Below are 26538 nucleotides of genomic sequence, written 5' to 3'. Positions count from 1 at the left end.
TTATATGACTATGTCAATTGGTATAACAAGCACCGCATACATGGAACATTAGGCTATATGAGCCCAGTTAATTACAAAAGAAAAGCCCTTAAAAAAGTTGTTTGATTTTGTGTTGACAGTCCACCTGAAAGGTTTACTCGACTTGATATTTTTAGTTGGGTATCAGCATACTCCTTTTTTGTTCCGAATAATGTCTCGATTCTACTCGTTGTTTTTGCAGTAGCAAGTACTTCTCTGGAATCTTTCGACATTATAATTGGAAGGACATAGAATACCAATTTTATGTCAGCAGGTGTACCATACCCTTCAAGAAAATTTTGAACGATTTTGGCTGTCATGAATGGATTTAATGATAATGTCCTCAAATGTTCAAAACTCACGACTCATCCCCCACATCCCAAGTAAATGCTGTGGTATCTATATGATTATGTATTGTCCCTTTTTGAAAGAATGGGAAGTTAGGATTAACAGTACTAAATGGAGTTGCATCCCATGCCATTACAGAACTATAAAATTTCTTCGAGTTTTTGATCTGAGTATCCCGGCTAGAACCATCATTATCAATGATTAAAGGCTTTTTGCAGTTTAACAATTTCTGAGATAGTCTGTATGTATACTGAGATAAGCTACTGTTAAACAAAATGTTATCCGTGTAATACTTTGCAATCGTCATATTGGTTTTCCAATAATCACCGATTGCTTCTGGTATCTCGCTATCATAATCAATTGCTTTAATCACTTGAACGAATCTCTTGCCAGTGTTTCTATGAACTACTTCTAACGGAAGTTCCAGTTGTTCAAACTCAGTAGGTAATGGTGTTTCTTTTGAGTTTGTATAGTTCGGAGTAGTCATTTGTAACAGTTCTTCAAAGTATTCATAAGTAACCTCCCAAATATGAGGTTCGTCCTTTACTTTGCTTAGAATATTGCCCAGCAATGAAGCAATAAATTTTTCTCTGTTCCTCTTCGGTATTAGTCTGAGATATTCTTTAAAATCGTTGTTAATACTTGTAATTCTGCTTCGAGTGTCTTTAATTTCAAACTTAGCGATAATACTTCTTAACTTATCTTCACACGAGTTATCATCTGGAAAAACACTATCATACAGTTCTCTAAATAGTTTCTCCTTTGCTTTTTTTTCTGAGCCTACTTTTTTCAAGACTTCATACTTCTCTTCGTTGCTTTTACTACTCCAGTTATTGAAAACAGATTTAGTCTGAATACCAGAAGTGGTATACAGAAGCAGCTTATCGACGTCTTTAATTAAATCGAATTCCTTGATCCAATTATCAATAGTATTCCATATCTCAATATTACGATCACTAATTGATGATGTTTTCAAATGATGCTTTACTTCCATTTGAAATGAATCTTTTACAGAGACCTTACTTATATCTCCTTTAACCTCAATCAAGATGGAATCCCCTTCTTCCATCTTGAAACATTCTAAAAGCGCGATATAGTAATGAAAAATATCCCCTAATTTTGTAAGTGTCGCATCATTGATTGCTCGCTTCATCCAAAATCTCCTCTGACAATTGATAGAGACTGATATACCAATCGGCACTACCTATTACAGAATTCGAGTTTTCTCGCCTAAATCCTTCCAAACAAACGTTCTAGTTCTAGTGCTTTAAGACCTAGACCCCCGTACCTGCTGGGTACTAATCAGCAAGTTCAAGACTTTTTAAGTAACTTCAGAATCAATTATTTGGAATAAACAGATTCCAAGACAAAACGCATTCTCATATAAGCATAGTTGCCCTTGTGAGAATGCGTTTATGATTAATATGACGAAAACGTTCCATTAGATCGGCTAAGCTAACTTCAGATTCAAGTATAGTGAAAAAGCTTTCAGTTACAATTATATATTATTAGCTAGAACCGAAATAACCCTGCTATAGTCTTGCATTAGATTTGAAAAACTGTCTCACACATCTTACTACTTTCAAATTTACTTAAGGGGATGATTACATTTATTGAACCTTGACTGGGATTCGAGCATTTTAATTTCTTTGAAATTGATCAGTACAACTAGAAGTAGAAGCCAGCAGCTTCTACTCCTTTTATTTTCTAAAATTTGATCTGAAAGGCTGTGCTTATATGATCATTGCAAAAAAAAAACTTACAAACAATTGCTTGCAACTACATTAAGAGAGAACGCCGACAGTTATTTGATCAACGAACTGATTGATCGTTACCCTAACCCAGTATCTTTAGTTGACGTAACCGAGCAAGAACTTCTGAATATAAAGGGCATTGGTGTATCAAAAGCAAAGCAAATTGTCGCCGCTGTGCAGCTTGTACAAGAATTTGCCGCCCCTTCACCAGAGCCAATTATTATTCGTTCTCCAAGTGATGTGTTTTCTCTAATAAAATTTGACATGAGATACGCATCAAAAGAGCTTTTATCGAGGAATACAATACTCTGTGATTCTCACAAGAAATTCGAAAATCCTGTTTTTACACCAAAAAAATCGTTAGTGTGACCACGACCCAAAAACAACGCAGTTTCGGGCATAGAAAAAACCGCAAAACACCCAGAATCCCTTGTGTTTAGCGGCATTTTTCGATATGGAACCAAGGGGGATCGAACCCCTGACCTCTTCGCTGCCAGCGAAGCGCTCTCCCAGCTGAGCTATGGCCCCATAATTATTAAACTTGTTCAGAGCATGATTAGTCTCGTTTCCGAAGCTTACCAATGACAATACGCACCTTGAATGCTTCCTGATTATAGCATGTTGGAACGTTTATCTGCAAGATCGTTAATCTATAATTTGGGTTATAATTATTTCAGCACCCTCTAACTCTTTAAAATGAAAAACACTAACTATCACAAATATGAACTACTTTTAATCCCAATAAACAGTTCTCAGTCCCAAAATCCTCCATTTTCCAAATATATCTCTCGCTCTCTCTTTATATCTCGATCTATCAAATTTATTTACACCATTTCATTCATTATATAATGCTAAAAGCGCTGGTTCAATAAGGAAACTTATAGAACCAATCGTGCTTGAACGATTAGTTAAATAATTGACGTAAGAGACGGAAGCTGGTGTGAATCCAGCGCGGTCCCGCCACTGTGATAGGCATATGCCTTAAGTCAGGTCGGTCGCTTACCACTATCATTTAACCTGGACTTTCGAGGCAAAAGTCGGGTTACATCATCATGGTTATTTTTTGTATGGTGATGAACCGCTCCTGCCCTCATGCAGGAGCTATTTTTATTTTATGGAGAGGAAGAGAGTCAGAATGAAGAAGAACATGTTTTCCCTGCTCCTTGCTGTAGCCTTATTTGTCAGCACAGCACTAGGAGCAATTCCCGTACAGCAGGTTGCAACTGCTGCTGGGGGCTTTGATCTAAAGAGTGAGCTTAATCGAGTAGTGACTACTTATTCTGCTAAGTCATATGATGATTGGGCAGCAGTAGCAGACAACATTTCAGGCAAACAAATACCAGACAGCTACATTCAGAAAGCAAAAGCAGGCGTTATTTCGGTACAAGGTAATTATGATAAAGGTACTGATATTGCTAAGGCGATTATCGGTCTTACTGCTGCTGGCGTTGATATTACCAATGTGGATGGAATTAACCTTATAGAAAAAGCAGCATACTTAGATAAACAATATTTAGAACTGACGAACGACTACATCTATATGCTTATCGCATTCGATTCTGGCAAATATAAACTGCCAGACAATGCAACGATCACTCGTCAATTTCTAGTAAACAAACTACTTCAATTCAAACTCGACAAAGGCGGTTGGCCTTTATTTGGTTCTGAACCAAATCCAGATATGACAGGAATCATTATGGCCGGTCTAGCGCCATACATGGATCAACCAGCTGTATCTGATGCCGTATATGGCGGAAATAAGTTTTTCCAGAACAAAGCCATCGCAGACAGCAATGGTGCTGCAATGGCGGTTATCGGTCTTGCTTCGACAGGGACAGATGCAACGACTGCATTTTACAATCAAGATGGTAAAAATGCAGTCGATAATCTGTATAGCTACCTTGGTCCGAATGGATTATACAAATGGAAGAAAACACAGGCTAATGGCAATGGCAATTCAATGTCAACAAAAGACGTTATGTTTGCCTATCTTTCGTATCAAAGATACATTGATGGAAAGAACAACAGCTTTTTCTACGACTTAAAGGCCAGATACAATCCAACACCTGAACAGCCAAAGCCTCCACAACAAGCTACTTTTAATGTGCCTGTTAGCATCACATCCGATAAAACATGGGATGGTTTTCCGCTTAACGGAACGTTAACGCTTAAAGAGGGAGATACGGTAGACACAGCTTTGATCAAGCTGGTTGGAACGGAAAATATTACATACAAATCTTTTGATGGAATGAAATATGTAGCTGGCATTAAAGGCTTGCAAGCTGGTGCTAACGGATCAAGCAGCGGTTGGACATATACGGTTAATGGTGAGTTCCCACCGGTTGCTGTTGATCAAGCTACGCTCAAAGCCGGTGATGTTGTTAAATGGAACTATGTCGTGGGACAAAAGCCCGGAACGCCTCCTCCTGGCAATGGTAGCGGCGTCACTGTTCCTGACACTCAGAAAATTCAAGTAAGCGTCATAACCGAAGTACCACATCCTGCCTTGCCAATGAACAACCAACAGAACTATCGAACAAATATGACTGCCTATGATGCACTTGTTGGAGTCGCTGGAGCAGATAATATTACAGCTAAAGGTTCAGATGATACTTTATACGTGTCTTGTGTCGTTGGATTATGCGAAAGAAAAAATGGCCCAATGAGTGGTTGGACATATACAGTAAATGGTGTTACTCCTGACTATTCTGCAGGTGTTTATGTACTAAAACAAAACGACGTAGTAATCTGGAAATACAACGGAACCCCTCCTGCGAACAATGGCAGCGACGGTTCGAATGGGGGTGGTTCTGTCGGTCAACCAAATACCGGCAATCCCACAGCTCCTGGTACTGGAACAGCAGGTAATGAATCAGCCGGTAAAGACAACAGGAAAGGGAACACCAGTGGAAACGGAACAGCGGGAACAGCTCCACAGCTGGCAATAAAGGAAACGGAACAAACACAGGTGCTAACCTTACTGCCGATGCTATTGCTGAGCATCTTTCTAAATATAGCGATCGGAATCAAATATCTGCATGGGCAAAGGAAGCTGTCGCTCGTGCAAAACAACTCAGCATCCTTGAAGGAGCAAAAGACAAAGCAGGAACCGTAACATTCAACCCTAAAAAGTCCATTACAAGAGCAGAGTTCCTTACGATTGTGACTAAGCTTCTGTATAAAGAAGTTAGCGTAACAAGCAAAACGGAATATAAAGACGTAAAGCCAGGTGACTGGCATTATAAATATATCGTAAAGGCAAAAGAAACAGGAATCATCGGTGGCTTCCCAGATGGCAGCTTCAAACCAAACGAGCCGCTTACAAGAGAGCAAGTTGCGATTATTTTAGCCAATGCCTTCAAGCTTAAGGCTCAACAAGCATCCACATTCAAAGATGTGCCTAGCGATCATCCTTCCGCAAGCTTCATTGCTGCCGTGGAAGAACAGAAATTGATGAAAGGCACAAACGGACAGTTCCAACCGAAGCAAGCGGTAACGAGAGAGATGGCCGCTGTAATTGCCGTGAAACTGTATGATGATTTCATATCAAAGAAATAAGGAGGCAGGATGATGCAAGCAGTAAGCTCAGGTTTTCAACGAATAGCGGCTTCCCCGCTCATGAGAGATATTTGCATTGCAATTAGCTTATCTGCACTCAGTATTTTCGGCAGAATTTTAACGAATCAATTTCATATGCCGAATATTCAACCTTCAACGGCGATTATTATGATCGCCTCAATCACGCTTGGCATGCGCTACGGTATAGCTGTAGCGGTTGCGACTGCCTTAGGCTCTAACATTGCACTTGGACATGGCCCATGGACGATGTGGCAAATATGCGCTTGGGGATCGGTTGCAATAGCAGTCAGCTTCTTGAAGCCTGTTTATAAAAAGCTACCCATCTATGTACTCGTAGGCTGTGCAGCACTAACTGGCTATTTGTACGGCTTTATCGTATCTAGCCCGGTTTGGGCTGCTGGCCCACAAGCCTTCTGGTTATATTACCAAGCTGGACTATTGTTCGATACGTTCCACGCAGTCGGTAACGCTGCCTTTATGGGCATGCTTGCTCCGATATTATTGAGAGCCGTACACAAAGTAAAGTTGTAACGACTCAACATTAACAAGCTTAGTGTACGAATCGTTACCGTATTTCATTCGAACCGAGAAAGAACTGTGAACGCGTAATATTGCACAGCTCGTAGAAATAGCGTGACAGCCATATAAACACGAAAGACCGTTTCCTCAGCAAGTTGGCTGAATCTGAAACGGTCTTTTCTTTACGGTCGCTTTCAAAGGAATGCACACAGAGCACTAGCTGCAATATAAGCTTCCACACTACTTTTTGCATGCACTTACCACGCATCCGCGCTCCTCTCTGCACAATAAAAAAACAGCCTCATAGCGGCAATAACGCCTTTGCTACAAGACTGTTTCTACATCCCTTATCCATTTATGATTAGGAATTTCCATTCATATCCCCAAGTGGATGCTTAGACAACAACGTTGTCAGCTCCTTCATAAACATATCAATATCTTTGAACTGTCGATATACCGAAGCGAAGCGCACATACGCGACTTCATCTACAGGATACAGCTGTTCCATAACTAGCTCACCGATTTCACGGCTCTCGACTTCAGCGTGCGCGGTCGTGCGAAGCTGCTTCTCAACTTCGGATACGATAGCTTCAAGACGTTCCAATGGAACGGGACGCTTCTCACAAGCACGAATCAATCCGCGCAAAAGCTTCTCACGACTAAACTCTTCACGACTGCCTTCTTTTTTTATAACGATAAGTGGTGTCTCTTCGACCATCTCAAATGTCGTAAAACGACGACTGCAGAGCTCACATTCCCGTCTACGACGAATCGACCTATTATCATTCGCAGGGCGTGAATCAAGCACTTTCGTGCCATTATGATCACAATATGGACATCTCATTTTTCTTTTCCCTCCTGTCCTACTGTAAAAAGTAATAAACTCCCAGTGGTTACCTGTAATGATATTCGTAACTTTGCGCACAATACAATTACCAACCGCAAGGAGGTGAATAGATATGAGCCAAAGCAACAACCGTTCCAGCAACAGCTTAGTTGTTCCACAATCAGCAGGCGCACTTGAGCAATTGAAGTATGAGATCGCTCAAGAACTTGGTATCTCCATCCCGCAAGATGGATACTACGGACACGTAGCAACTCGTGACACGGGCTCCATCGGTGGTTACATCACGAAACGTCTTGTAACGATTGCCGAGCAGTCACTTGCAGGTCAATACCAATAATGGTAATGAGGCGTCGAAGGTGCGCACGCGCACTTTCGATGCTTCTTCTTACTTTCAAGCAATACAACAACAGCAAGTCCCAATTCAAGACATTAAGCCCCATACACCTTTTTGTATTTCGTATAATAATGAAATACTTTCGTTACATAGTTGCGTGTCTCTGGAAATGGAATTTGTTCCTTAGCAGTTTCCAATCGCCCATCCCATGTGCCTTGCTTCAACCATTTATTCACATTGCCTGGTCCTGCATTATAAGCTGCAACAGCAGCAGGTATATTATTATGATACTGCTTAATTAAAGAATTTAAATAAAAAGTACCAAGCTCAATACTCGGCTCCGCTTCCAAATGAAGCTGATCCAATGACCATTTCTGTTCTCGTCCAGACTTCTTCTCCATAAGCCAATTCGCCGTATCTGGCATGAGCTGCATAATCCCTAAAGCGCCTTTATGTGACTTCTTTCCGACTTGGTAATTCGTTTCTGCCCGAATAATAGCCGCAACTAGCAGCGGATCAATCTGCTGCTCATTCGCATGCTTTGTAATCTCATCCTTATAAGGAATGGGATACATCCACTTCCCCAACCAATTCGATTGGAAAAAGAGAATAAATAAAAATCCGATAAACACAAGAAGTATGACTCTCTTTTTCCGAAAGAGTCCCATTATTTTTTTCATAATAGCCCTTTCTCCTGCAAAAACAAACGAACTTGACGCTCAGTCTCCGTACGGTCTTTATCATTGTGAATAATCCAGTCCGCCCGTTCCCGCTTCTCTTCTAAACTCATTTGTGTACGAATGCGTGTATACGCCTCTTCTTCAGTGAGCCGATCGCGCTCCTTAAGGCGCTCCAACTGTATGGAAGCTGGTACATACACAACCACAACTTCTTGGAACAGCTCGTCCAATCCAGACTCATACAAAAGCGGCACATCTACAACGACGAGCCTCTTTGGATCTTCTAATTCGTACTGCTTCATCTGATCCATCATCTGTTTGCGAATTGCCGGATGTGTAATCTGTTCGAGCGCGCGGCGTTCGACTGGATCTTGAAAAATAATTTCTCCCAATCGCTTACGATCTAACGTACCATCTGGCAGCAACATTTCAGAACCGAACCGTTCAGCGATTTGCTCCAGTACAGCACTGCCAGGAAGAACAACCTCCCTGGCAATTCGATCGGCATCTACCAACCGTGCGCCATATTGTACAAACAATTGAGACACGGTGCTTTTGCCAGATGCGATTCCGCCCGTAAGTCCTATGTTCAATCGAATCACCTCCATTCACTCGACGATTACACGATTACTTCCTCTTTCAAACCTATCACGTTACATTAATTTCATAATTCCCATCATAATTAACAATAAACCAGGTAAAAAGGTAAGCTTGCGAATCCATTCTGTACGAGCAAATGCTGCACCAACGTGAATGCCCAGTTTGAGAAAAATGCCGCCAAACAAAGCAATGAACAAAGATGTCCAAAATGATGGATAGCCAAGCATTGCCGCACCGATTCCCGCTCCGAATGCATCTAGCGACAGTGCAGCTCCGAGCCAAGCTGCCTCTGAAGGGCTAATCGTTCCTGAACGATCCATATCCGCTGCCGCTGGACTTCGTAAAATATGAATAATAATCCCGAATCGCTTCAACTGTAGACGAAACAGTGTAGCTGGCGTTGGCGCTGGTGCATGAATCGTTTTATCAGGTACAGTGTCTGCATGTGCTACAGCAGAAGTGACAACTCTATCTGAAGTATCCGCAATATGTGCCATATCGTTCGCTGGAGTCAGTGTCTCAGCCCCATCATCATCTGAAGAGGTTCGGAAAAATTGAACCAACACCCAACAGCCAATCCCAATCAACAACAGCGCACCGATCCAACGGGACACATCTGCCGAGAAAATCTGCATAATTATCGTGCCAATTTGCATCGATACATATAACATCAATCCCGAACAGCCCGCAATGATGGCAACTGGCAGCCATCCTATCCGTACTTTTCGAAGCCCATAGGTTATGCCTACCCCGAAACTGTCCAGACTCAAAGCAAACGCCAATATAAAAACAGACGACATAAAAATGACCACCATGCCCCTCCTCGCACAATGAAGGAAATGTCCCTTCACTGTTCCTTATTACGTATCCCATCATATGGGCGCACATCACGAGGGGTGCATAGTTATCGTTGCTTATCTCTACTCGTTCATTCCAGCACTCGAACGTATCGTTGTTTCTACCAAGTCATTACGTCGTCAAATGATCTTTGAAAATCAATAAATCAATTATCAGCAAAGGTCAGTGATTCAATACTGAGGCTGGCATACTCGGCAAGTATGCGTTCCTCTTCCACCAACAACACTTTTCTCAATCATCGTACCACAGTTTGTACAAGCTTGTCCCTGCTGACCGTATACTTTCAGCATCTGTTGGAACATGCCCATTTCCCCTTGTCCATTCACATACGACTTAATAGAAGATCCGCCTGCATCAATCGCTTCTTTTAAAGTCGTAACGATAGCATCATGAAGGCGCTCCACTTGTTCACGTGTAAGACTATCCGCAGATTGGAGCGGATGTATTCGTGCTGTAAACAACGCCTCATCTACATAAATATTGCCTAGCCCCACCACAATATGCTGATTCAGCAGTACAGGCTTAATCGCACTGCGACGCTTGCGCAGCGACTCGTACAAGACATCTACTGTGAAGGAAGAGTCCATTGGCTCAATCCCTAACTTATGCAGCGGAGCCATTACTTCTTCGTCACCTGCTTGGAATAAATGCATCGTTCCGAATTGACGCACATCTTTATAGCGAAGTTCCGTGCCATCCTCGAAATGGAACATAACATGCGTATGCTTCTCTACAGGCTCTTCAGAGCGATATACACCATAACGTCCTTCCATACGCAAATGAGAAACAAGGACCAATCCATCTAGACGAAAAATAAGGAACTTCCCTCGTCTATCGATATGCTGAATCGTATGGCCAACTAAAGCGTCACCGAACTGCTCATGCTCCTGTGGACGTTGAATGATTCGAGGCAGCGAGACGGTAACCCGTTCGATCCGCTTTCCTGTTACTAATTCATTTAATGTTCGTTTTACCGTTTCAACCTCCGGCAATTCCGGCATGCCAATCACCTCGATGTCTGTATTCTTGAAAAACTCATCTATATATTAATTAAAAATGTAATTCCTTTACTTCGCCTCGTACCAGTTAGAACCTGTGCTCACATCCGCACGAAGAGGTACACTCAGCTCGATTGCTTGCTCCATAACCTCTGGTACAAGCTTCTCCATCGTTTCCACTTCATCCTGCGGCACTTCAAACAAAAGCTCATCGTGTACTTGCAGCAGCATGCGGCTCTTCAATTGCATCTCACGCATGCGCTTATCCATGTGAACCATCGCTAGCTTAATAATATCTGCCGCTGTACCTTGAATCGGTGTGTTCATCGCAGTACGCTCTGCAAAGGAACGCAAGTTGAAGTTGGATGCATTAATCTCCGGTAAATAACGACGGCGCTCCAACAGCGTCTTCACATAGCCGTCTTGACGCGCTTGCTTCACAATATCGTCCATAAATGTCCGTACCCCTTGGAATACAGCAAAATACTGCTCGATAAACTGAGCTGCTTCCTTACGCGTAATGTTCAAATTCTGCGACAATCCGTAATCACTTATGCCGTACACAATACCGAAGTTAACCGCCTTCGCTTGGCGGCGCATATTCGAATCTACATCCGCTTCAGCAACGCCGAACACATCCATAGCCGTCTTCGTATGAATATCCATATCATTGATGAATGCTTCTTTTAGCTTTTCATCTTTAGAAATATGAGCTAATACGCGCAGCTCGATCTGAGAATAGTCCGCTGCCACAATCGTCCAGCCTTCCTCAGTCGGTACAAATGCTTGACGAATACGGCGCCCCTCTTCCAGTCGAATCGGGATATTTTGCAAGTTCGGATACTGCGAGCTCAATCGACCCGTCGCCGCAATCGTCTGACGATAGTACGTATGTACCCGCCCTGTCTCTGGTCTAACCTCTTTTAACAAGCCTTCAATATAAGTAGACTGCAGCTTCGTCATTTGACGATAATGCAGGATGAGCGGAATAATATCATGATACGGAGCCAGCTTATCCAGCACTTCAGCATCCGTGGAGTAACCTGTTTTCGTCTTTTTAACAACAGGAAGCCCTAGTTTATCGAATAAGATTTCGCCAAGCTGCTTCGGAGAACCTATGTTGAACTCCGTGTCTGCAAGTTCATAAATACGAACCATCGTTGTTTCAATTTGTTCCGTAAACTGCTTACCAAGCTGTTCTAGACTTTCCTTATCAACGCGAATCCCCGTCTTCTCCATTTGTGCCAATATCGAAGATAACGGCAATTCAAGCTCATCATAGAGTTTGCTCATCTCATAACGCTCAAGGTCTGCCTTCATCAAAGGCACCAATTGGCGAATAACGTATGCTTTACGCGCCGTATGATCAGCTACTACAGAAGCTTCCGGCACTTTAAACTTCGCGCCTTTTCCAAAGATCGCTTCATCCTCTACGACTGACATTAGCTCGTATTTGTTAGCTAACGACTGAACTGTTGCATTCGTATCACTCGGATCAAGAATGTAAGCGGCGAGCTGAATATCAAACTCATTACCACGCAATGTAATGCCCGCCCAATGAAGAACAAGCTCCATATAGTGCAAATCATACCCGTACTTCACTGCTGATGCATGACCAAGCCATTCCCGTACAAATGCAGCATCTTCATGCAAAAGGATGTCCATCGGCACATACCAAGACGTATTCACAGAAGAAAGCATCAGCCCAATTGCTTCTGCCTGATGGGGGTTGTCCCCTTTTGCTTCAAGCACAATGGTATCTACTTCAGCAATATCGTCGCTTAAGCGTGCCAAATGTTCCGGAGTAACAACCACTACATCCAGTTCAACTTCAGGCTCTTTCTCCGTTTCCACCACAGCCTCACCATTTTGATGAGCTGCAAGCTTCTCAACTCGCTCCAATACAGACTTGAACTCAAGCTTGCGAAGCATCGGAAGCGCTGTTTCCGCAGGGATACCTTCGAACTTCAGCTGATCCTGTTCAAGCTCAATTGGCACTTCACGATATATCGTTGCCAGCTGTTTACTCATACGAGCATCTTCAGCATGGTTCGTAATATTTTCTTTCATCTTGCCTTTGAGCTCATCTACATGATCAAGCACACTTTCAACCGACCCGTATTGATGCAGCAGCTTCAATGCAGTCTTCTCCCCAATACCCGGCACACCAGGAATATTATCGGAAGAATCCCCCATAAGCCCTTTCATATCAATAATTTGCAGCGGCTTCAACTGATACTTTTCTTCAATGGCTGCAGGTGTATACTTCTCAATCTCTGTAACACCTTTACGTGTCAATACAATCGTAACTTGGTCAGATGCCAATTGCAGCATATCCTTGTCCCCGGTTACAACAAGCACCTGCTTATCTTGTTCGGAATCCAAGGTCATCGTACCGATAATATCATCGGCTTCATATCCGCTAAGCTCGAATTGAGCAATCCCCATCGCTTCCAACAGCTCTTTCATCAATGGAAACTGTTCAGATAGTTCAGGCGGCGTTTTGGCACGACCACCTTTGTAATCCTTATAATCACCATGGCGGAATGTTACTTTTCCTGCATCAAAGGCTACGAGCATATGAGTTGGCTTTTCCTCTTCAACGAGCTTAAGAAGCATCGTGGTAAAGCCATAAACTGCATTCGTATGTATGCCCTGTGAGTTCGTCAAAGGCGGCATCGCATAAAATGCTCGGTTCGCGATACTATTGCCATCTATAATAATCCATTTTTCCATAACCTGAACGCCCCTCATTACAATCATCTCTTGTTATTATGATAGCATAGCGAACACCTATAATGGAAATAAGTCGTACAGTTGTTGGCCTTCCATTTAGATGAAGAGATTGCTGTCTTATTGGTCTTCACTTTCCATATAACATCGATATAGAAGATAGTCAGAAAAGCCGCCCCCACTAACTCAGGGACGGCTTTTGTATACATATGTTCAACTAGCTATTGAGATCAGGTCGGCTGTTCGTAACCAAGTATACGACACTCTCACCGATGTTCGTCGCATGGTCAGCAATACGCTCAATATATCGGCCTACAAAGTTCAGCAGCATCACTTGACTCGCATTATGCGGATTCTCGACAATATATTGATATAGGTCACGTAAAATTTGTCCATACAATTGATCGACCAAATCATCTTCCTTAGCCATCTTATACGCAAGATCTACATCTTCACGCTCATAGGCTTTAATGGAATCTTCGATCATTTTTTGTACGATTTCAGCCATGCGCGGAATATCAACCAATTCCTTAATCAAGGGTTGGCCTTCCAAACGAACAACTACCTTGGCAATATCGATGGACAAGTCGCCCATTCGCTCCAGATCACTTGCGATACGGAAAGCAACAAGAATACGACGCAAATCTTTTGCCACTGGTTGCTGAGTCAGGATAAGCTTAGAACCGATATCCATAATATCATTCTCAAGTTGGTTCAACTCAGCGTCTTTTTCTATAATTTCTTTTGCACGAGCCACATCTTGAGTTTTCAATGACTCGACCGACTCTACCAAAGCACGTTCTACACGACGCCCCATTTCCTCCAAGAGAGTACTAAGCTCTCCTAAAGCAAGATCAAAATCTCGACGTTGTATCATTGTTCAGTCTCCCTTCTCGCTTACCGCTAATATATCTATACTTATTAACCAAATCTTCCTGTGATGTAGTCTTCCGTACGCTTGTCGCTTGGGTTGGAGAACAACTTGTCTGTTTGGTCGAACTCAACTACTTCACCATTCAAGAAGAATACCGTTTGATCCGAAATACGAGCAGCTTGATGCATGTTGTGAGTAACCATAACGATCGTATATTTATTCTTCAACTCTTGTGTCAGTTCTTCAATCTTCAATGTTGAGATTGGGTCAAGCGCTGAAGTCGCCTCATCCATTAATAGAATTTCTGGATTTACGGCCAATGCACGTGCGATACAAAGACGTTGCTGCTGTCCACCAGACAAGCTGAACGCTGAACGCTTCAAGAAATCTTTCACTTCGTTCCATAGAGCAGCCTGCTTCAAGCTTTGCTCAACAATTTCATCGAGCTGTGCTTTGTTTTTGATGCCATGAAGACGCGGACCATAAGCAACATTGTCGTAGATCGATTTTGGAAACGGGTTAGCCTGCTGGAACACCATACCTACTTTTTTACGAAGCGTTTCTACGTCTACTTCATTGCTGTAAATATCCGTTCCTGCAATATCAACTAGACCCTCTATTCTTGTGTTCGGAATCATATCATTCATACGGTTCAACGTACGAAGCAAAGTCGACTTACCACAACCAGAAGGACCGATAAATGCGGTCACTGCCTTCTCTGGGATCGTTAAGTTTACCTTTTTCAAAGCATGATACGTACCATAATACAGATCCATATCTTTAATATCTATAATTGTCTTGAAATCAACTGTTTTTGTCGTTTCTTTAACTTGTGGAGCCTCTGTCGTTGTAGACATACGTGCATACCTCCCTCAAAAAGTCCGTTCAGGTGCTGGTGCTAAATATTTTTCTGATATTTATTACGAAGCATGATCGCTGCCACATTCATAATAACGAGCATAATCATCAACACGATAATTCCTGATGCCGCCAAGTCTTGGAACGCTTCTTGCGGACGAGCAATCCAGTTGTAAATTTGAATCGGCATAACCGTAAACGTATCGAACAAGCTCTCTGGCAAGAAAGCAACATACGTTGCCGCACCGATAATAATAAGCGGTGCCGTTTCACCAATCGCACGTGACAAGGCTAGAATGACACCCGTCATAATTGCTGAGATCGCTGAAGGAAGTACGGAACGAGATACCGTTTGCCACTTCGTTGCACCAAGCGCGAACGAAGCATCGCGACGAGCTCTCGGCACTGCACGTATCGCTTCCTGAGAAGCTACGATAATAATCGGCAGTACAAGCAATGTCATCGTCAACGCACCGGATAGCAAGCTTCGCTCTAATCCGAATGTACGAACGAAAATAGCTAGACCTAGAATACCGTAAACGATGGAAGGAACGCCTGCCAACGTACTAATGTTCAATTGAATCAATCGAGTAAAACGATTTTTCGGTGCATATTCTTCAAGATATATCGCTGCTCCTACACCTAGTACAAATGATATCGGAGCCATTAAGCACAGCATATATAGCGATCCAACAATCGCTGATTTCATCCCTGAAGCAGATGCTCTACGAGATGGATAATTCGTAAACAGATCCGGGTTCAATCGAGCAATCCCGTCTGTAACAATCGTGATAATAAGAGCGGACAACGCTACAATACCGAACAACGTAGCACCTAAAAACAAGATCCGCCATATGAGATCGTTGCGACGGCGTCCACTTATTTGTTGACGATTCGCGTCTTGAAATAGATTGTTCATGCTTAGTACTCCTCTCTAAACCGCTTCGACACGTACTGCGCAAGCATATTGAGCACCAGTGTAATAACGAACAACGTCATACCAACTGCAAAGATGGTGCCGTATTCCACTGAGCCGTGCGGGATATCTCCCATACTTACTTGAACGATGTACGCAGTCATCGTCTGAATGCTTTCCAACGGATTCGCAGTCAGATTCGGAGTTGAGCCTGCTGCAACGGTAACGATCATCGTCTCACCAATCGCACGCGAGAATGCAAGCACGAAGGAAGCAATAATACCGGACAACGCTGCAGGAACGACAATTTTCGTTGCTACTTCGAAGCGAGTTGCTCCTAGTGCGTAAGCTCCGTTACGCAAGCTGTCTGGAACAGCTGACATCGCATCTTCACTCAAAGAGGAGATCATCGGGATAATCATAATACCGACGACGATACCTGCACTTAATGCATTAAACACTCCTGTGTCAGGGAAGATCGAACGAACAATCGGCGTAATAAACGTTAGCGCGAAATATCCGTAAACGATTGTCGGAACACCAGCCAACACTTCAAGGATCGGCTTTACGATCTTACGAACACGTCTGCTTGCATATTCACTTAGATAAATGGCACTTGCCAAACCAATCGGTACCGCAACTATAATCGCAATAATCGTAATCAACATCGTACCGCTAAGCAGCGGCCAAATTCCAAATGACTTCGGATTGATCAACGGTGACCACTTAAGAGATCCAAAGAACTCTTGAATAGGAACAATCCTAAAGAAGCTGATCGTTTCACTAAGCAGCGTATACACAATTCCAATCGTCGTTAATACAGATACCGACGCACAAAGGAATAATAATACAGGCATGATTTTGTCTGCGATACTCGTCTTCCCTTTTGTAAGATCTAGACGAGCAGACGATTTAGGTGGTTGTTGGTTCATTAGACCCAGCCTTTCTCGAATGATTCCTTGATATGCATGTAAGGATGCCCCAGCGAATAGCTGGAACATCCATCACATGAAGAGTGGAATATAGAGGGCTGCTTCTGCTTATTTAAGCTTCGCTATCTCTTTATCCATTTCTGCTTGTGGCAATGCAATATAGCCAACCTCTTGTGCCAATTCACCAATCGTATTCAAGTAGAATTCCATAAATGCTTTTACCTCAGGCTTTTCTTGCAACATGCCTTTGTCCACATAAACGAACAATGGGCGAGACAGAGGTGCGTAGGAACCGTCTTGAACCGTATCATACGTTGGAGCAATTGCGCCTTTACCATTATCAATCGGAACAGCTTTCAACTTGTCTTTGTTCTCTTCAAAGTAAGCGAATCCGAAGTAGCCGATAGCGTTCTTATCACCAGCAACACCTTGTACAAGGTTGTTGTCATCTTCTGAGAATGTAACTTGCTCATCGTTACGGCTTGCTTGCGCTTCACCGTTAATTGTTTCTGTAAAGTAATCGAATGTACCAGAGTCTGCACCTGGAGAATAAATCTTAATCTTTTCATTCGGCCAGCCTGCACGAACATCAGCCCATGTCTTCACTTTGCTGCCTGGTTCGAAGATGGCTTTTAACTCATCCACTGTCAATTTATCTACCCAATCATTGTCCTTGCTCACGATAACGGACAAACCGTCGTACGCAACACTTAGCTCGATTGGTTCTATACCATTTGTAGTAGCTAATTCTTTTTCTTTATCTTTCATGTGACGAGAAGCGTTAGCGATTGGGATCTCCCCGTTGGCAAAGCGCTTGAAACCGCCGCCTGTACCAGAAACACCAACTGCGATACGAACATCAGGATTTTCACGGTTAAACTCTTCCGCTATTGCTTCTGTCAACGGATACACCGTACTTGAACCATCAATATCAAGTTTGCCAGTCATGCTAGATGCTGCATTTCCGCCTTCCCCACCTTTGGAGCTGTTGCCACCTCCGCATGCTGTCACAACAAGTGCAAGCACCATAATCAGAGTTAACATTACAAAGCGTTTGCTGCGTGTGTTCAAAACAATCCCTCTCCTTCAACGGACATGAAGTTTATTAGTTAGTTTCTCTCTTGCTCATTTGTAGTGTACCGCCCAATTGTTAATTTCAATTATTTAATTTGTAAACGCAATGTAAAATCTGCAAACATTTACGCGAAATCCACATTACAACTATCGTTCCATACCATTTGGACATGCTATTCACATAAAATAGTGCATAATTTCCAACAGATATGCAGATATTGGTTGTATTGCAAATCCATCTGGATTGCCTTAGCATACCCAGCTACCACTTTTTGAATGAACTACCTTATGAATTGGAATAAATACGAAAGTAGTGACCATGGTGAACACTAACGAACATACGAATCGCATTAACAAACAGGAGCGCTGGCTAATTATTTTGAGCTTTGGTGTAGGCGTAATTATGCTGCTGTCATTTATCCGCCGCTTTTTTTAGTTAGACCTGCAATCAGTTAAAGCTACAAACAGTAAGCAGAGCTTCCACCAACTTACATATCTACGTTCATCAAGAAGGAGAGAGCATATATGCACAATTATGACCCTGTCCTATACAGCCGACTATTGACGGGACTTACGTTAGGCGTCCATATTGTCTATGCCACCATCGGTGTAGGAGTCCCACTTATGATTGCGTTAGCTGAATGGATCGGCATCAAGCGAAATGACACCTATTACTTGCTCATGGCGCGTCGTTGGGCTCGCGGCTATACAATAACCGTTGCCGTAGGTGTAGTTACCGGTACTGCAATAGGACTCCAGCTAAACTTGCTATGGCCTAACTTTATGCGGGTTGCTGGACAAGCGATTGCACTTCCCTTGTTTCTAGAAACATTCGCCTTCTTCATCGAAGCGATCTTTCTAGGTATTTATTTGTACACATGGGACCGCTTCAAAAATCGCATGCTGCACTTTCTACTGCTGCTGCCCATCGTTCTTGGCGCATCCATGTCAGCCTTTTTCATCACTTCGATGAATGCATTTATGAATACGCCGCAAGGCTTTGATATGGTCAATGGAAAAATGATAAATATCGATCCACTTGTTGCGATGTTCAACCCTGCTATGCCAACTAAGGTGGCACATGTTCTTACCACAGCCTATGTAACGGCTGCGTTCATTCTTGCAGGAATCGCAGCATTCGCCCTGCTTAGAGGACGTAACCATGTGTATCACAAGAAAGCGCTGCGCTTAACGATGATGGCTGCACTTATCTTCTCGCTCGCATCAACGGCGATTGGCGATTTATCGGGGAAGTTTCTACATGAGTATCAACCAGCCAAGTTGGCAGCTGCGGAATGGCACTTTGAAACTTCAGACAAAGCCGAGCTTATTGTCGGGGGTGTCCTAACCGAGAACAACGAAATCAAGTATGCTTTCAAGATTCCCTATGCGCTCAGCATATTGGCTGGTAGTTCCCCATACACAGTTGTTAAAGGACTGAACGAAGTCCCTAGAGATGAATGGCCACCTTTGCGTGCGTCTCACTATTTATTCGATGGAATGGTATTTTTTGGTGTTTATATTACAATAGTAGCCTTATGGCATGTGCTTGCTCATTGGCGAAGACGTAGAAAAGGCACCATGAAGAAACCGTTGAATCGAGCGCTGCTCGTTGCCATTTTACTCGGAGCTCCTGCTGCGATGCTTGCGATTGAGTTCGGATGGATATTTTCAGAAATTGCGCGACAACCGTGGATATTATGGGGATACATGAAAGTATCTCAAGGAGCGACCACCGCACTCTATGTAGATAGAATGTTGTGGGTATTTGCTGGGCTCTATGTATTACTGTCTATAACCTGTATCTATGTACTAATTAAGATGTTCAAAAACAATCCGATCGAAGCAGAGTTTATTGCCCGGGGAATGAAAGAAGGAGATGTGAAACGATGAGTTACGAATTAATAGGAATTACAGTTCTATGGCTCTTCCTCTTCTTCTACCTTCTTCTAGGGTCGATTGATTTTGGTGCTGGCTTTTTCAGCTACTACAGCCTATTGACTGGGCAGCGCCACATTATTAATAACATTATCGAACGTTATCTCGCCCCAATGTGGGAACTAACGAACGTGTTTCTCATCTTTTTTGTCGTCGGACTGGTAGGCTTCTTCCCAGACTCCGCCTATTATTACGGTACGGCACTGCTGATCCCAGGCAGCCTCGGAATTATACTGATTGCGATTCGAGGCTCCTACTATGCGTTTAGCATGTATGGCTCTCGTAACAATCGAGCATTTATGCTGCTGTATGGATTAAGTGGGCTGCTTATACCTGCTGCTTTATCAACGGTACTGACCATTTCCGAGGGTGGTTATATTTTTGTCGAGAATGGTAGAGTTAACTTCCATTTCACAAATCTGTTTACAGATGTCTATCCATATGCGGTTATCGTTCTCGCTCTCGTCAGTGTGTTGTACATATCGGCGATGTTCTTGACCTATTATGCCAATCGAGCACAAGACAAACCGGCACTGGAAATCGTGCGCAAGTATGCACTGTCTTGGTCGCTGCCTACCATACTTGCAAGCTTGTTCGTCTTCTATGCCATAAGGGGTCATAATATCGAACACTATAACAATATGGTGGCGAATAGCTGGATGTTTGTGTTGTCGTTTCTCTTCTTCGTCGTCGCCGTTTACTGTGTATGGCGGCGGCGTCATTACGGCCTATCGTTCATTGCTGTCATTTTGCAATTCGGATTCGCATGGTTCGGTTATGGCAAAGCTCATTTACCATACCTGCTCTATCCGTACTTAACCATTGAGGAGCATTTTACAAACGCGACAATGGGCGCGACATTAGTGACCGTGTTTATGTTGGGCCTGCTCTTCCTTATACCGTCTCTATACTTGCTGTTGCGATTGTTCCTATTCGACACCAACTACGTGAAAGGTAAGCATAGCAAACCAAAATATTAGAAGGGAGCATTCTGCTTCATGACAGTGTTTCTTATTTTCTTCCTGCCCTTGATCATTGTCGTACTTTCCATTGTAGCTGTTTTTACTTGGGGCGCGATGGCAAGCACGAAAGAAGATGCGTAAGCGATAAACAAAAATAGTATCCAGCAATATGACCTTCAGCTGTTACATGGATATATACAAAGGAGCATCCTTCTATCACATAAGATAAAGGGATGCTCCTCTTTTATAACACGTGTTATGACACGCTTGTTCTGCGCTAACGTTAGGATTAAACCGCAACGATGAAATAGATGTATGCAGACATGCGGCATTTTCATAAAAATTGTAAATGATTACGAAGAAGTCTTGCTTATAACCAACTTGTACCCCACACCTCTAATGGCATCGATATGCACAGACTGCTGATTAAGCTCTAGCTTCTTCCGCAGTGAGCTAACATGGACATCCACTGTGCGCTGGCCACCGATATAATCAAATCCCCACACTTGGTTCATCAACTCATCACGGGTTATAACCGTCCCAGGTCGTTTGGCCATATGCAGCAGAACTTCAAACTCCTTAGGACGTAATGATATCCCTTCTCCCATCAGCGTAACCTCATACTTGTCTGGGAAAATATGCAAATCACCTAGTTTAATGCCTGTATGAACAGGTTCATCGATTGCCTCAAGGGTCATACCGTCTGCGGAAGTACGGCGCAGCACTGCGCCTACACGAGCCAATAATTCAGCTACACCGAATGGCTTCGTAATATAATCATCCGCCCCATATTTGAGTCCTTGTACCACTTCTTCTTCCGCATTGCGAGCTGTCAAAATAATGATAGGTGTAGTCACTTTAGCTTGACGAAGCTTCTGCAGTACTTCGAATCCATTCATACCAGGAAGCATAATATCAAGTACAATAAGCTCAAATGGTTCATTCAGAGCCATCTGAAGTCCATCGCGGCCATTATCAACAAGTGTTGTCTTGTACCCTTCTAGGGTTAAGTTATAAGATAAGAGCCGAGCCAAAGTAGGCTCATCTTCCACGACTAATACTTTTGGTTCCGACATGTTCTCCTCCATGTTACCAATAGGAATCACCATTCCATCTATATTGCTATCCTATCACATTCTATTGTGGATGCATAACCTCTTATCCCATCCAAATTATTCGAAATCGATAGGAGCGTCTTGAATGATTGGTAGCACAATCGTAAAGGTACTTCCAATACCAACTTCACTCTCTACTTTCAGTGTACCCTGATGTGATTCCACCAGATGCTTCACAATAGATAGACCTAATCCTGTACCACCAGAGCCGCGTGATCGTGCCTTGTCTACCCGATAGAAACGTTCGAAAATACGAGGCAGGTCTTTTTTGGGAATACCAATGCCCGTATCCGTAATCGAAATCTCAATTTGCTCATCGAGCTCACTATCGATCGAGGAATCAACACGTATCGGCCTAGCACAGAGCTTTACTTTACCTTCTTCAGGCGTATAGTTAATTGCATTGGACAAAAGGTTCAACACGATTTGACGCAGCCTATCTTCATCAGCTTCAATAAACAAGTCATCAGTCACTTCTAGCGTAATCTCAATTTCTTTACGATCTGCATTTTTCTTCAATATGTGAACGGTCTGTTCCAATAAACTCGGTAGATGTACCGGTGAGTACTGCATGGGTACTTGTCGCGACTGAATCTTGGACAGCTCCAGTAAATCTCCAATTAATCGATTCAAGCGTTCGCTCTCATCATGAATAATTTGTACAAAGGAATGCGCTGTCTCCGCGTCCTGAATGGCCCCATTCAGCAATGTCTCAGCAAAACCCTTAACAGCAGCTATCGGAGTCTTCAATTCATGAGAAACGTTAGCTACAAATTCACTTCTCATTCGTTCAAGTCGACGCAGCTCCGATAAATCTTGCATCATCAATAGCAAACCTGCCCATTCCTCATCCGTATAATAGACAGGAACAGCGTGAATATCTAGCAGCCTCTCTTCAGGATAATACACCGTCGTTTCGTGCTGAACATAGTTGCGATACATCATGACTTCCGAAATAATGACCTGCAGCTCACTTGGAATCCGAATGTCCGTGTAATTTTTCCCCAGACATTCTTTGCACGACAATCCGAATAGTTGTTCTGCCTTACCATTCATCAAGCCAACTCTACCATTTGCATCAACCATCACAATGCCATTCATCATATGATCAAGCACACTTCGCAAGCGGCTTTCATTTTCACGAATCTCATTTACTTGCTCTTCCAAGCTATCCGCCATTGCATTAATAGCAGAGCCTAGCTGTCCAAGCTCATCCTTCCCAGTTGCTTCTACCCGTGCAGAATAGTCTCGTTTAGCAATGCGCAGAGCGACCCGTGTCATATCCTCCATCGGTCGAGTAAGTTTTTGCGCAATTCGATAGCTGACAATGGCAGCAGCTAAAAAGAGCCCCGCTAAACCAATGACTACATACTCCAAAAACTGCCTTACACCCGCTTCCACTTCTGCAAGACCTTTAGCTAAACGTACATAACCTTCGAATTTACCAGGGTGTTGAATGGGCCCTGTCACGTAAAGCATATTTTCGTTTAGCGTGTTGCTAAATCGAATAATAGAGCCAAAATATCCATTCGCAGCCTGCTGAATCTCTTCCCGCTGTAAATGATTGTCCATCGAGTTCACATCATAACTGGAGTCTCCTATGACCGTTCCATCCGCCAATACGAACGTGACTCTCGTTTCAGTCGCTTGCTGCAACGCTTTTGCCCAAGACGTATAGTACTCACTTCTTTCCTCAGCCGTATCAAATGAGCGCCAATCAAGCGTCGTATCCAGCATCTTAATTTCCTGTACCATCGTCTGTTCTAGTTGTTTAATATGGCTCTCTTTAAAAGAATAAGCCATATATATGCCCGCAACTAGCACCGATAATCCGACCATAAGTACATAAGTTAACGTTAATCGATTGCGAAATCTTGACATACGTATACGCTCCATCTTCCATTCATTGATGTTCAACTATCTATACGATATCGAACAATGTTCCACCTATATCCTAGCGTGTCTCAGTTCAAATTACCAGCAATAACACGTTGTCTCCTCCGAATAAGCCAATGATAGATCGTTGCACCCGGCTGCTGGATCAGAATAGCCAACACGACAGCAACCGCCGTTTCTGCTCCAAAATGCTGTAAAGCTAGCACTAATCCTAACGATATATTTCGCATACCAGACGCAAAGCCAAGTGTATACTGAGGCGGGCTTGAATCGGGAGGCCATAGCCGTTCTGTGACATGACCAAGCGCATAAAAAGCAGCGACTAAGCCGCATACTGCAGCGAACACAATAAAGGCCTCTGTATCCCATGTTCTGACGAATGGTCCGATTGCTGCTGCATTTAGCAATACGACACCTACGAAAGCAAGCTTGGACAAAGGCAGCAAGACAGGCGCCATTCGAGGCTTAGCTTGTCCCCGTGTCCACTCATGCACGACAATGCCAGCCAACGTAGGCAGTACAATAATAAGAAGCAGATCGAGAAGCATCGTCCATCCATCAAACGGAATCGATTGGTCATACAACAGTGACAACGATAACGGCACGACAATTGGACTTAGTAAACTATCTACAACAACTAAAGCAAGCATGATTGGCACAGCTCCACGTGCCATCTCTACCCATAGAACTGAGGAAATCCCTAATGGAATAACGGCAAACAGCACTAATCCTATTGTATAAGATGAGTCTGAACCAAATAGTACAGCTCCTAACCCGTAAGCCAATAGCGGCGCAACGAGATGCGTCATTACAAACACAATAAGAAACAAAAGGGGTCGACGAAAAGCCGCTACAATATCTTTCCAACCGCATCCTAATCCCATTACAAACGTAACCAAGCCGAACAGCCATGGCACCAATGAAACATGTTCAATAAGCAGTGGACTACAAAGAACCCCCAGCACAAGACTGAGGGGAATCAAAACAAACATATATTTTTCAAACCAAGCGTTCATCTGTATCCCTAACGATAGTCGAGCCATTTAAAATACGGTCTCCTTGAATTGAGTTAATTTCTCGAAAGAATTTTTATCTACATCGGCGTGCAAGCTGTTTCCATGGGAATCCATCGTTACAATTGCCGTAAAGCCTTCTGCTTGCAAATGCCACATCGCTTCTGGAATACCAAACTCCATGAAATCAACACCGTTTACTTGTTTAATACAGCGCGCATAATACTGGGCAGCACCACCAATAGCGTTCATATAAACGCCGCCATGCTCTTTTAATGCAGCAAGTGTCTTGGCTCCCATGCCGCCTTTGCCGATAACTGCACGAATGCCTAACTTTTTAATAATATCGCCTTGATAAGGCTCCTCACGAATACTTGTCGTTGGGCCTGCTGCTCTAACATGCCATTCACCATCTTTATCCTGCATCATAACAGGACCGCAATGATAAATCACGCCACCGTTCATATCGATAGGACAATCGTGATCCATCAAATGCTTATGCAGCGCATCGCGTCCAGTATGAATCTCACCATTAATGACAACGACATCACCAACACGCAGCGAACGGATATCTTCCTCACGAATTGGAGTTGTAAGCATAACGGTACGTCCACTTTCCTCATCAGTGTCTGTATTTACAGACATGCTATTGTCTGACGTAGCAGCCGCAGCTACTTCTTCAGTAGCATCCTTCATCGGAACATCTGTGCCTCGCTCATATACCCACTGTTTCAAGGAACCCGTCTCACTATCCAATAATACACCTTGACGGCGATATGCCCAACAATTGTACGCTACAGATACGAAGAAACTTGCCGGCAGGCGATTCATCACACCGACCTTGCATCCAAGCAAGGACACTTCACCGCCAAAGCCCATCGTTCCGATGCCAAGCTGATTCGCTTTATCCATAATATACTGCTCTAGCTGGTCGAGTTCAGCAATCGGGTTTCGATCCTCAACTTCACGGAATAATTGGTGCTTAGCCAGCTCATAACCCGTCGTACGGTCTCCACCGATCCCAACTCCGATAAATCCTGCACTGCATCCTTGCCCTTGCGCCTGATAGACAGCGTGGAGAATACATTTACGAATGCCGTCAAGATCGCGCCCTGCTTTACCCAATCCTTCTAGCTCTGTCGGCAAGCTGTATTGAATGTTTTTATTCTCACAGCCGCCCCCTTTAAGGATTAGCTTCACTTCTATATCATCTTGCTCCCATTGCTCAAAATGAATAACAGGCGTTCCAGGACCTAAATTATCGCCGCTGTTCGCACCTGTCAAAGAGTCGACGGAATTCGTGCGAAGTTTGCCATCTTTGGTCGCTAGACGAACAGCCTCACGAATTTCCTGCTTCAGAACGATTTGATTAACACCAACAGGGGTATGTACGATAAAGGTAGGCATCCCTGTGTCTTGGCAAATAGGAGAAACATTGGTTTCCGCCATCTCAATATTTTGTGCAATGGTGCTCAAGGACAAGCCAGAACGTGTAGCTGCCTCTTCCCGCTCTCTCGCTTGTCGGATCGCTCTGCGGACGTCTCCCGGTAGGTTTGAAGACGCTTCCACGATTAGTTGATAAACACTCTGTCCAAACTGCTGCAACATCCTCCAACTGCTCCTCTCTATGTTCCCTCGTTCCCGTCTGAAGACTGGTCTAGGCTGTTTATTTATTTGTATCAGCAGGATTAA

25 protein-coding genes, 1 tRNA gene and 1 riboswitch are annotated in these 26538 nt (G+C 43.4%); of the genes, 8 read left to right on the top strand and 18 right to left on the bottom strand.

From position 1 onward, the window contains the following. Nucleotides 1-71: 71 nt before the first annotated feature. Both IFO66_RS18205 and IFO66_RS18200 read right to left on the bottom strand, forming a co-directional pair. Nucleotides 72-380 carry a three component ABC system middle component gene (locus IFO66_RS18205; protein WP_192026539.1) on the bottom strand — a complete coding sequence of 103 codons (309 nt, stop codon included), beginning with the start codon at nt 378-380 and terminating at the stop codon, nt 72-74. Beyond that, on the bottom strand, nt 377-1519 hold the full coding sequence (locus tag IFO66_RS18200; RefSeq protein ID WP_192026528.1) for a hypothetical protein: 1143 nt from the start codon (nt 1517-1519) through the stop codon (nt 377-379). Before IFO66_RS18200 ends, IFO66_RS18205 begins: the two co-directional genes overlap by 4 nt. Nucleotides 1520-2174: 655 nt before the next feature. On the opposite strand from IFO66_RS18200, the gene IFO66_RS18195 reads away from it, so the two are divergent. Next, on the top strand, nt 2175-2489 hold the full coding sequence (locus tag IFO66_RS18195; RefSeq protein WP_192026527.1) for a hypothetical protein: 315 nt from the start codon (nt 2175-2177) through the stop codon (nt 2487-2489). Between the two features lie 86 nt (nt 2490-2575). On the opposite strand, the gene IFO66_RS18190 is transcribed toward IFO66_RS18195, so the two are convergent. Further along, nucleotides 2576-2648 (bottom strand) — tRNA-Ala (locus IFO66_RS18190). Nucleotides 2649-3023: 375 nt separating this feature from the next. Beyond that, nucleotides 3024-3168, top strand: a riboswitch (adenosylcobalamin (AdoCbl) riboswitch). Between the two features lie 87 nt (nt 3169-3255). Here IFO66_RS18190 and IFO66_RS24010 point away from each other — a divergent pair. The 3 genes from IFO66_RS24010 to IFO66_RS18175 are packed head-to-tail and all read left to right on the top strand — an operon-like array spanning nt 3256 to nt 6230. Next, nucleotides 3256-5235, top strand: a complete 1980-nt coding sequence (locus tag IFO66_RS24010) for a DUF4430 domain-containing protein (RefSeq protein ID WP_192026526.1) — start codon at nt 3256-3258, stop codon at nt 5233-5235. Further along, on the top strand, nt 5151-5678 hold the full coding sequence (locus IFO66_RS18180) for an S-layer homology domain-containing protein (protein WP_420488682.1): 528 nt from the start codon (nt 5151-5153) through the stop codon (nt 5676-5678). The genes IFO66_RS24010 and IFO66_RS18180 overlap by 85 nt, the downstream gene beginning before the upstream one ends. Before the next feature lie 9 nt (nt 5679-5687). Continuing rightward, nucleotides 5688-6230 carry an ECF transporter S component gene (locus tag IFO66_RS18175; RefSeq protein WP_192026524.1) on the top strand — a complete coding sequence of 181 codons (543 nt, stop codon included), beginning with the start codon at nt 5688-5690 and terminating at the stop codon, nt 6228-6230. A gap of 349 nt (nt 6231-6579) precedes the next feature. Here IFO66_RS18175 and nrdR read toward each other — a convergent pair whose 3' ends face one another. Beyond that, nucleotides 6580-7062 (bottom strand): transcriptional regulator NrdR, encoded by a 483-nt coding sequence (gene nrdR, locus IFO66_RS18170; RefSeq protein ID WP_192026523.1) that lies wholly within the window; start codon nt 7060-7062, stop codon nt 6580-6582. 115 nt (nt 7063-7177) lie between these two features. On the opposite strand from nrdR, the gene IFO66_RS18165 reads away from it, so the two are divergent. Continuing rightward, nucleotides 7178-7402 (top strand): alpha/beta-type small acid-soluble spore protein, encoded by a 225-nt coding sequence (locus tag IFO66_RS18165; protein WP_144987733.1) that lies wholly within the window; start codon nt 7178-7180, stop codon nt 7400-7402. A gap of 92 nt (nt 7403-7494) precedes the next feature. On the opposite strand, the gene IFO66_RS18160 is transcribed toward IFO66_RS18165, so the two are convergent. From IFO66_RS18160 to IFO66_RS18115, 10 genes are all read right to left on the bottom strand, one after another. Continuing rightward, the gene (locus IFO66_RS18160; protein WP_225445871.1) at nt 7495-8079 is read right to left on the bottom strand and encodes a lytic transglycosylase domain-containing protein; all 585 of its coding nucleotides are present in this window, start codon (nt 8077-8079) and stop codon (nt 7495-7497) included. Continuing rightward, nucleotides 8076-8672, bottom strand: a complete 597-nt coding sequence (gene coaE, locus IFO66_RS18155) for a dephospho-CoA kinase (RefSeq protein ID WP_192026522.1) — start codon at nt 8670-8672, stop codon at nt 8076-8078. Before coaE ends, IFO66_RS18160 begins: the two co-directional genes overlap by 4 nt. A 60-nt stretch (nt 8673-8732) precedes the next feature. Continuing rightward, nucleotides 8733-9479, bottom strand: coding sequence for an MntP/YtaF family protein (locus tag IFO66_RS18150; RefSeq protein WP_225445870.1), 747 nt, complete (start codon nt 9477-9479; stop codon nt 8733-8735). 228 nt (nt 9480-9707) lie between these two features. After that, on the bottom strand, nt 9708-10538 hold the full coding sequence (gene mutM, locus IFO66_RS18145; RefSeq protein ID WP_192026521.1) for a DNA-formamidopyrimidine glycosylase: 831 nt from the start codon (nt 10536-10538) through the stop codon (nt 9708-9710). Between the two features lie 66 nt (nt 10539-10604). Beyond that, nucleotides 10605-13271 (bottom strand): DNA polymerase I, encoded by a 2667-nt coding sequence (polA, locus tag IFO66_RS18140; protein WP_192026520.1) that lies wholly within the window; start codon nt 13269-13271, stop codon nt 10605-10607. Nucleotides 13272-13485: 214 nt separating this feature from the next. Next, the gene (gene phoU / locus IFO66_RS18135; protein ID WP_028594256.1) at nt 13486-14145 is read right to left on the bottom strand and encodes a phosphate signaling complex protein PhoU; all 660 of its coding nucleotides are present in this window, start codon (nt 14143-14145) and stop codon (nt 13486-13488) included. A gap of 44 nt (nt 14146-14189) precedes the next feature. Further along, a complete protein-coding gene (pstB, locus tag IFO66_RS18130; protein ID WP_420488681.1) occupies nt 14190-14918 on the bottom strand; it encodes a phosphate ABC transporter ATP-binding protein PstB in 729 nt (242 codons plus the stop codon). A 122-nt stretch (nt 14919-15040) separates the two neighbouring features. Next, on the bottom strand, nt 15041-15919 hold the full coding sequence (gene pstA, locus IFO66_RS18125; RefSeq protein WP_192026518.1) for a phosphate ABC transporter permease PstA: 879 nt from the start codon (nt 15917-15919) through the stop codon (nt 15041-15043). Between the two features lie 2 nt (nt 15920-15921). Beyond that, a complete protein-coding gene (pstC, locus tag IFO66_RS18120; protein WP_420488680.1) occupies nt 15922-16773 on the bottom strand; it encodes a phosphate ABC transporter permease subunit PstC in 852 nt (283 codons plus the stop codon). A 183-nt stretch (nt 16774-16956) separates the two neighbouring features. Next, entirely contained in the window at nt 16957-17892 is a 936-nt protein-coding gene (locus IFO66_RS18115) for a PstS family phosphate ABC transporter substrate-binding protein (protein ID WP_192026536.1), read from the bottom strand. Nucleotides 17893-18447: 555 nt separating this feature from the next. On the opposite strand from IFO66_RS18115, the gene IFO66_RS18110 reads away from it, so the two are divergent. The 3 genes from IFO66_RS18110 to cydS are packed head-to-tail and all read left to right on the top strand — an operon-like array spanning nt 18448 to nt 20963. Continuing rightward, complete coding sequence (locus tag IFO66_RS18110; RefSeq protein ID WP_192026516.1) at nt 18448-19815, top strand: cytochrome ubiquinol oxidase subunit I; 1368 nt, start codon at nt 18448-18450, stop codon at nt 19813-19815. Continuing rightward, nucleotides 19812-20840: a cytochrome d ubiquinol oxidase subunit II gene (locus IFO66_RS18105; protein ID WP_192026515.1), complete on the top strand. Its 1029-nt coding sequence runs from the start codon at nt 19812-19814 to the stop codon at nt 20838-20840. Before IFO66_RS18110 ends, IFO66_RS18105 begins: the two co-directional genes overlap by 4 nt. A gap of 18 nt (nt 20841-20858) precedes the next feature. Then, the gene (gene cydS, locus IFO66_RS24385; RefSeq protein ID WP_375163031.1) at nt 20859-20963 is read left to right on the top strand and encodes a cytochrome bd oxidase small subunit CydS family protein; all 105 of its coding nucleotides are present in this window, start codon (nt 20859-20861) and stop codon (nt 20961-20963) included. 212 nt (nt 20964-21175) lie between these two features. On the opposite strand, the gene IFO66_RS18100 is transcribed toward cydS, so the two are convergent. From IFO66_RS18100 to IFO66_RS18085, 4 genes are all read right to left on the bottom strand, one after another. Then, on the bottom strand, nt 21176-21898 hold the full coding sequence (locus tag IFO66_RS18100; RefSeq protein ID WP_192026514.1) for a response regulator transcription factor: 723 nt from the start codon (nt 21896-21898) through the stop codon (nt 21176-21178). A 96-nt stretch (nt 21899-21994) separates the two neighbouring features. Further along, a complete protein-coding gene (pnpS, locus tag IFO66_RS18095) occupies nt 21995-23818 on the bottom strand; it encodes a two-component system histidine kinase PnpS (protein ID WP_192026513.1) in 1824 nt (607 codons plus the stop codon). A gap of 83 nt (nt 23819-23901) precedes the next feature. Then, nucleotides 23902-24876: a bile acid:sodium symporter family protein gene (locus tag IFO66_RS18090; RefSeq protein WP_192026512.1), complete on the bottom strand. Its 975-nt coding sequence runs from the start codon at nt 24874-24876 to the stop codon at nt 23902-23904. Continuing rightward, nucleotides 24877-26454, bottom strand: a complete 1578-nt coding sequence (locus tag IFO66_RS18085) for a fumarate hydratase (protein ID WP_273015620.1) — start codon at nt 26452-26454, stop codon at nt 24877-24879. Nucleotides 26455-26538 lie beyond the last annotated feature (84 nt).

This window comes from Paenibacillus arenosi, from assembly GCF_014841135.1.
In the GTDB taxonomy this organism is placed as follows: Bacteria; Bacillota; Bacilli; order Paenibacillales; family Paenibacillaceae; genus Paenibacillus_B; species Paenibacillus_B arenosi.
Note: the sequence above shows the minus strand (reverse complement) of the source record. Positions and strands in the feature narration are given on the sequence as shown.

Coding starts and splice junctions, on each gene's coding strand:
- IFO66_RS18200 (WP_192026528.1), bottom strand. CDS start 1,519: ATGAAGCGAGCAATCAATGATGCGACACTTACAAAATTAGGGGATATT.
- IFO66_RS24010 (WP_192026526.1), top strand. CDS start 3,256: ATGAAGAAGAACATGTTTTCCCTGCTCCTTGCTGTAGCCTTATTTGTC.
- IFO66_RS18175 (WP_192026524.1), top strand. CDS start 5,688: ATGATGCAAGCAGTAAGCTCAGGTTTTCAACGAATAGCGGCTTCCCCG.
- nrdR (WP_192026523.1), bottom strand. CDS start 7,062: ATGAGATGTCCATATTGTGATCATAATGGCACGAAAGTGCTTGATTCA.
- IFO66_RS18165 (WP_144987733.1), top strand. CDS start 7,178: ATGAGCCAAAGCAACAACCGTTCCAGCAACAGCTTAGTTGTTCCACAA.
- IFO66_RS18160 (WP_225445871.1), bottom strand. CDS start 8,079: ATGAAAAAAATAATGGGACTCTTTCGGAAAAAGAGAGTCATACTTCTT.
- IFO66_RS18150 (WP_225445870.1), bottom strand. CDS start 9,479: ATGTCGTCTGTTTTTATATTGGCGTTTGCTTTGAGTCTGGACAGTTTC.
- mutM (WP_192026521.1), bottom strand. CDS start 10,538: ATGCCGGAATTGCCGGAGGTTGAAACGGTAAAACGAACATTAAATGAA.
- polA (WP_192026520.1), bottom strand. CDS start 13,271: ATGGAAAAATGGATTATTATAGATGGCAATAGTATCGCGAACCGAGCA.
- phoU (WP_028594256.1), bottom strand. CDS start 14,145: ATGATACAACGTCGAGATTTTGATCTTGCTTTAGGAGAGCTTAGTACT.
- pstB (WP_420488681.1), bottom strand. CDS start 14,918: ATGGATCTGTATTATGGTACGTATCATGCTTTGAAAAAGGTAAACTTA.
- pstA (WP_192026518.1), bottom strand. CDS start 15,919: ATGAACAATCTATTTCAAGACGCGAATCGTCAACAAATAAGTGGACGC.
- pstC (WP_420488680.1), bottom strand. CDS start 16,773: ATGCCTGTATTATTATTCCTTTGTGCGTCGGTATCTGTATTAACGACG.
- IFO66_RS18115 (WP_192026536.1), bottom strand. CDS start 17,892: ATGTTAACTCTGATTATGGTGCTTGCACTTGTTGTGACAGCATGCGGA.
- IFO66_RS18110 (WP_192026516.1), top strand. CDS start 18,448: ATGCACAATTATGACCCTGTCCTATACAGCCGACTATTGACGGGACTT.
- IFO66_RS18105 (WP_192026515.1), top strand. CDS start 19,812: ATGAGTTACGAATTAATAGGAATTACAGTTCTATGGCTCTTCCTCTTC.
- cydS (WP_375163031.1), top strand. CDS start 20,859: ATGACAGTGTTTCTTATTTTCTTCCTGCCCTTGATCATTGTCGTACTT.
- IFO66_RS18100 (WP_192026514.1), bottom strand. CDS start 21,898: ATGTCGGAACCAAAAGTATTAGTCGTGGAAGATGAGCCTACTTTGGCT.
- pnpS (WP_192026513.1), bottom strand. CDS start 23,818: ATGTCAAGATTTCGCAATCGATTAACGTTAACTTATGTACTTATGGTC.
- IFO66_RS18090 (WP_192026512.1), bottom strand. CDS start 24,876: ATGGCTCGACTATCGTTAGGGATACAGATGAACGCTTGGTTTGAAAAA.
- IFO66_RS18085 (WP_273015620.1), bottom strand. CDS start 26,454: ATGTTGCAGCAGTTTGGACAGAGTGTTTATCAACTAATCGTGGAAGCG.